General features: G+C 58.6%; 7 protein-coding genes. All 7 read left to right on the top strand.

Going from position 1 to position 6,001, the window contains the following annotated elements; all coding sequences use genetic code 11:
* On the top strand, positions 1-510 hold a 510-nt coding region (locus tag ABJN75_RS08390; protein WP_348438647.1), incomplete at its 5' end, for a proton-conducting transporter membrane subunit.
* A gap of 20 nt (positions 511-530) precedes the next feature.
* Entirely contained in the window at positions 531-1,973 is a 1,443-nt protein-coding gene (nuoN, locus tag ABJN75_RS08385) for an NADH-quinone oxidoreductase subunit NuoN (RefSeq protein WP_348438645.1), read from the top strand.
* An 18-nt stretch (positions 1,974-1,991) separates the two neighbouring features.
* On the top strand, positions 1,992-2,732 hold the full coding sequence (locus ABJN75_RS08380) for a biotin--[acetyl-CoA-carboxylase] ligase (RefSeq protein ID WP_348438644.1): 741 nt from the start codon (positions 1,992-1,994) through the stop codon (positions 2,730-2,732).
* 131 nt (positions 2,733-2,863) lie between these two features.
* The gene (locus tag ABJN75_RS08375; RefSeq protein ID WP_348438642.1) at positions 2,864-4,531 is read left to right on the top strand and encodes a ribonuclease J; all 1,668 of its coding nucleotides are present in this window, start codon (positions 2,864-2,866) and stop codon (positions 4,529-4,531) included.
* A gap of 10 nt (positions 4,532-4,541) precedes the next feature.
* A complete protein-coding gene (gene mce / locus ABJN75_RS08370; protein WP_348438640.1) occupies positions 4,542-4,946 on the top strand; it encodes a methylmalonyl-CoA epimerase in 405 nt (134 codons plus the stop codon).
* A 10-nt stretch (positions 4,947-4,956) separates the two neighbouring features.
* A complete protein-coding gene (locus tag ABJN75_RS08365) occupies positions 4,957-5,229 on the top strand; it encodes a DUF1467 family protein (protein ID WP_348438638.1) in 273 nt (90 codons plus the stop codon).
* Positions 5,230-5,367: 138 nt separating this feature from the next.
* Entirely contained in the window at positions 5,368-5,601 is a 234-nt protein-coding gene (locus ABJN75_RS08360; protein WP_348438636.1) for a hypothetical protein, read from the top strand.
* The last annotated feature ends 400 nt before the right edge of the window (positions 5,602-6,001 follow it).

Below are 6,001 nucleotides of genomic sequence, written 5' to 3'. Positions count from 1 at the left end.
CTCAGCCATGGGCTGGTATCGAGTGCGCTGTTCCTGTGCGTGGGCGTTATCTACGACCGGATGCACACCCGCGAAATTTCGGCCTATAGCGGTCTGGTCAACAACATGCCGAAATACGCGGTGGCGTTCATGATCTTCACCATGGCCAATGTCGGGCTCCCGGGCACGTCGGGCTTTGTCGGTGAATTCCTGACGCTGATGGGCGTGTTCCAGGTCAACACCTGGGTGGCGGCTTTCGCTGCAACCGGCGTGATCCTGTCGGCCTGCTATGCGCTGTGGCTTTACCGCCGAGTCGTGTTCGGGGCGCTGGAGAAGGAAAGCCTGAAGGCGATGCTCGATCTGTCAGGCCGCGAGAAGGCGATCCTTTATCCGCTGATCGCGCTGACTATCCTCTTTGGTGTCTATCCGGCGCCAATCTTTGATGTGACGGCAGCTTCGGTTGACGCGCTGATCAACAACTATTCAGCTTCGCTGCAGGCAGCGCGCGATCTCGCGCTGTCGGTTAACTGAGCTACGGAGACTGCGGGACCATGACGCCAGAAATACTCACTTCTAGCCTACAGCTTTCCGTGCCTGAGCTCATGCTGGCCGTTGGCGCCATGGCTCTATTGATGATTGGCGTGTTTTCCGGCGAAAAGTCGGTGACACTTGTCAATGGCCTGGCGGTGGCGCTGCTGATCATGGCGGGCCTGGTGCTGGTGCTGGTGACCGGAAATGGCGAAGCCTTCAATGGTGCGTTCCTGTCCGATCCCTTTGCCCGCTTCATGAAGGTTCTGGTCCTGATCGGATCGATCACCGCCATGGTGATGACCGTGGGTCATGCCAAAGCCGAGCGGATCGACAAGTTCGAGTTTCCTGTGCTGATCGTGCTGGCGACGCTCGGCATGATGCTTATGATTTCCGCCAATGACCTGATTGCAGTCTATATGGGCCTGGAGTTGCAGTCGCTGGCGCTTTATGTGGTCGCTGCAATCAACCGCGACAGCCTGCGTTCGACCGAGGCAGGGCTCAAGTATTTCGTGCTCGGCGCGTTGTCCTCGGGGATGCTGCTTTATGGCGCATCGCTGGTTTACGGCTACACCGGCTACACCGGCTTTGACGAGATCGCCGCGACGATTGTCGGTGGCGAACGGCCGCTGGGTCTGGTTTTCGGTCTGGTGTTCCTGCTCGCCGGCGTCGCATTCAAGATCTCCGCCGTTCCGTTCCACATGTGGACGCCGGATGTCTATGAGGGGGCGCCGACTCCGGTGACGGCGTTTTTCTCCGCGGCGCCCAAGGTTGCCGCCATGGCGCTGTTTATCCGGATTGTCATCGTGGCGTTCGAACCGGTGACGCTCGACTGGCAGCAGATTGTTGTCTTCATCTCGATCGGCTCGATGGTGCTTGGCGCATTCGCGGCAATCGGCCAGAAGAACATCAAACGGCTGATGGCTTATTCTTCGATCGCACATATGGGCTTTGCGCTGGTCGGACTGGCTGCGGGCAGCCAGGCCGGTGTGCGCGGCGTGATCCTCTACATGCTGATCTACATGGTGATGACGCTGGGTGCGTTTGCCTGCATTCTGGCGATGCGCCGCAAGGAAGATGGCAATGTCGAGCAGATCGACGATCTGGCAGGCCTGTCATCGACCAATCCGTTCATGGCGCTGATGATGACGATCCTGATGTTTTCGCTGGCGGGCATTCCGCCTCTGGCGGGCTTTTTCGGAAAGTACTTCGTCTTCGTGGCGGCGATCGAAGCCAAGCTCTATGGGCTTGCCATCATCGGTGTTCTGGCTTCGGTGGTCGGCGCCTATTACTATCTGCGTATCGTCAAGGTCATGTGGTTTGATGAGCCCGTCGGTTCGTTCGTGCCGGTGGCTGGCGAGCTGAAGCTGGTGTTCGGGATTTCCGGCCTGTTCGTCCTGTTTTATGTGGTCGTTTCCAATCCGCTTGGTCTGGCAGCCGACGTTGCCGCAAAGACATTCTTCTAAGATGTCGCGGCGGGCCGCATGAAGGAACCGGAATTCCGGCATGTCGAGTTGGGGGATGTATCTTCCACCAATGTCGAGTGCATGGAGCGGGCCCGTGCGGGCGATCCGGGGCGGTTGTGGGTCACGGCTTCGCGGCAGACCGGCGGACGTGGTCGAAGGGGCCGGACCTGGATATCCGAGCCGGGCAACCTGTATGCCTCGCTTTTGCTGATTGATCCGGCGCCGTGGGAAAACATGGCGAGCTTGCCGCTTGCTGTGACCTTGGCCGTGCATGCCGCCGTGGCCACGCAATTGCCGGGCGGAACGGACCGTCTGCGGATCAAGTGGCCCAATGATCTGCTGATTGCCGGGTGCAAGACCGCGGGCATCCTGATCGAAGCCGAACAGCTCAATGATGGCCGCAGGGCTGTCGTGATCGGGTGCGGCGTCAATATTGCGCACAAGCCGGAAGCGGGGCTTTATCCGGCCACGTGTCTGGCCGATCAAGGCAGTTCCGGCACCCCGCAGGAGCTGTTCGCGCATCTGGTGGTGTGCATGGACAAGGCGCTGTCGGACTGGAATCGCGGACGCGGGCTTCCGGTTGTTCGTGATGCCTGGATCGAGCGTGCCGACGGCATCGGAAAACCGGTGACGGTGAATTTGCCAGACCGGCAGATCCATGGTCTGTTTGACGGCATAGACAGTGAAGGCAGGCTGATGCTTGCGACCGCGGACGGACAGAAACAGATGATCGCTTCCGGCGACGTGTTTTTCTCCTGATGCTTCATGGTTTTACCCTGGATCGGTGCTGGCTCAGGGTGAAAACCATGCAGCATGAATAGGACTTCAGTGGCCCGACGCGTTGGATGCAATGCGCGGCGCCGTTACGAAATGATCGGACAGGACAGTTGATGACAAAAACTCAGGATCTAGTATTCCTCCCGCTTGGTGGCGTTGGCGAAATCGGCATGAACCTCGCCCTCTACGGCTTCGGTTCGCCGGAGAAGCGCGACTGGATCATGGTCGATTGCGGGGTTACCTTTCCCGGACCCGAATTGCCGGGCGTGGACCTTGTGCTGCCGGATATCGATTTCGTCAAACGTCTGGGCAAACGTCTCAAGGCGATCATCATCACCCACGCCCATGAAGACCATTATGGCGGATTGGCGCAGCTTTGGCCGCAGTTGAAGGTACCGGTCCATGCTTCGGCCTTTACCGCCGGAATGCTGGAGGCCAAGCGGGCCTATGAGCGAACCCGCGCCGAAGTGCCGATCAATCTTTTCAAGGCGGGCGAGCGTTTCACGGTCGGTCCGTTCGAGATCGAGCCGATCGCCGTCAACCATTCGATTCCGGAGCCGTTCTCACTGGCGATCCGCACGCCTCTGGGAAATCTCATTCACACCGGTGACTGGAAGATCGATCTCACGCCTTCTCTCGGGCCGCTGACCGACGAGAATCGCTTCCGGCAACTTGGCGAGGAGGGGATCCTTGCCATGATGTGCGATTCCACCAACGCCATGCGGGATGGAATCTCTCCGTCGGAGAAAGAAATCAGCCAGGGCTTGCGTGAAGTCATCGAGCAGGCCGAAGGCCGGGTAGCGATCACGACGTTTTCATCCAATGTCGGCCGTATCCGCTCGATCGCGGAAGCCGCGCGCGATGCGGGACGCGAAGTTCTGTTGCTCGGCAGTTCGATCAAGCGCGTGGTCAATGTCGCCACTGATCTCGGCATGATGGAGGGGATTCCGGAGTTTCTGGCCGAGGATGAGTATGGCTATATCCCGCGCGACAAGGTGGTGGTCATTCTGACCGGCAGCCAGGGCGAACCGCGCGCGGCGCTTGCCAAGCTGTCACGTGACGAGATGCGCAATGTGGCGCTGGCATCCGGCGACACCGTGGTGTTTTCCTCGCGGACCATTCCGGGCAACGAGAAAGGCATTATCGAAATCAAGAACGGCCTGATCGACCAGGGCATCAAGATCATCACCGATACCGACGCGCTGGTGCATGTGTCAGGCCATCCGCGCCGCAGCGAACTGGTGCAGATGTATGAATGGGTCAAGCCCAAGATCCTGGTGCCGGTGCATGGGGAAGCCGCGCATCTGACGGCTCAGGCCGCGTTGGCGCAGGCATCTGGCATCGAGATCACGCCACGGGTGCGCAATGGATCGATCCTGCGGCTGGCGCCGGGCGATCCGGAAGTTATCGGCGAAGTGCATCACGGCCGCATCTACAAGGACGGCAATCTGCTTGGCGATTTCGACGAAATGGGAATTTCCGAACGCCGCAAGCTGTCGTTTGCGGGGCATGTCGCGGTCAATGTCGTGCTGGATCACCGCTTTGAATTTCAACGCGATCCGGTGGTATCGGCTATCGGTTTGCCGGCGTTTGACGGCGACGGCGACGACATGGAGGACATTCTCTATGATTCGGTGCTTGGAGCGGTCGAAAGCATCCCGCGCGGACGTCGCAAGGATACCGACGGAGTGCGCGAGGCAATTCGCCGCTCTGTTCGCGCCGCCGCAAACGAGGTATGGGGCAAGAAACCCGTCGTGACGGTCTTCGTCAACAAGATCTAAGAGGTCGAACATGCTTGGTCGCCTGAACCATGTCGCCATCGCTGTGCCGGATCTTGCTGCGGCAACCGCCCAGTACCGAACCATGCTCGGCGCCCAGGTGACGGAGCCGCAGGCGCTGCCAGAGCATGGGGTCACCGTGGTTTTCGTCATCGTGCCCAACACCAAGATCGAATTGCTCGAACCGCTCGGCGAGGGCTCTCCGATTGCCGCGTTTCTGGCCAAGAACCCGTCGGGCGGCATGCATCATGTCTGCTATGAGGTCGATGATATCCTTGCGGCCCGCGACCGGCTCAAAAGCGAAGGCGCGCGGGTGCTCGGTGACGGCGAACCAAAGACCGGTGCTCATGGGAAACCCGTGCTTTTCCTGCATCCGAAGGACTTCAACGGCACCTTGATTGAACTCGAGCAGGCTTAGGAACGCGGTCATGGGTTTTGGCACCGGTTTTGCGATTTACTTCATCATCTGGTGGGTTGTGCTGTTCACCGTGCTGCCGTTTTCGGCACGCAGCCAGGCCGACGAGGGTGAGGTGACCCTGGGGACGACGCACAGCGCACCGGCGAATTTTCGGTTCTGGCCGATCTTTTTGCGCACGACCTTGATATCGGCCGCTGTGTTTGCCGCCTATTTCGCGGTGACGGTGATCGGCGGCTATTCGCTCGATGATCTGATTGCATTGTCGCCCGACTTCAAATCCTGAGAATGCGGACCGGAACAGTCTGACCGCACAGTTGCGGTTCGAACCTGCTCTGTCACGAGTTATCGTCCTTGTATCCATGGAACCATCTGCTGCGGTCCTCGTTGGGAAGTGAGCAGTATGGATCAATGGAGACTTGTGATGTCCAGAAAAGTCAAAGAAGCCAGCAAAATTACCGAGACCGACCTTGCGCAGGACAAGATGGGCGACAATTCGCTGCAGGGCGATGATCAGCAATCGGTGCGCAACCAGCGTCGAGCTGTCCCTGATGTATCCAAGAAGCCTGATGACAGCATCGTGGAAAGTCTTGAAAAAATGGACAAGGATGTTCGTGCTCGAAAGGAACTCGGCAAGGGCGCGCGCAAGTCAGACTGACCGGCATTGACCGGTCTGGCCGGACACCTGTGGCCAGACCGGTAAGCACAGAATTCAGTCAAAAAAAAACAAGGCAAAAAGCCTTGTTATTCAGGTGTCGCGTGATCTGTTTCCCGATTGCTCGGGGGCTGCGAACAAAGCGCGCCTGAGATCCTATCCTCCCAAGACTTTGACCGCGAAATGAGCAATTTCCCGTAGGAAGTGCCTCTTTAGTGAGCTCTATTTAGCTTAAACAAAGGTGCTTGTCACGCTTTTTATGACGATGATGTGGCACATCCGGTCACAAAAGAGACAATGTCTTTTCTCTGCTTCGCAACGACCTGCGTGACGGGTTTTCTTTGGCTGTCGAAGCGGATATGAACGCTTGGCACGCCAACCCTCATTTTGCCCGATTCAGCCT

This window comes from Hoeflea sp. (assembly GCF_039975035.1).
Classification (GTDB): Bacteria; Pseudomonadota; Alphaproteobacteria; order Rhizobiales; family Rhizobiaceae; genus Hoeflea.
Note: the sequence above shows the minus strand (reverse complement) of the source record. Positions and strands in the feature narration are given on the sequence as shown.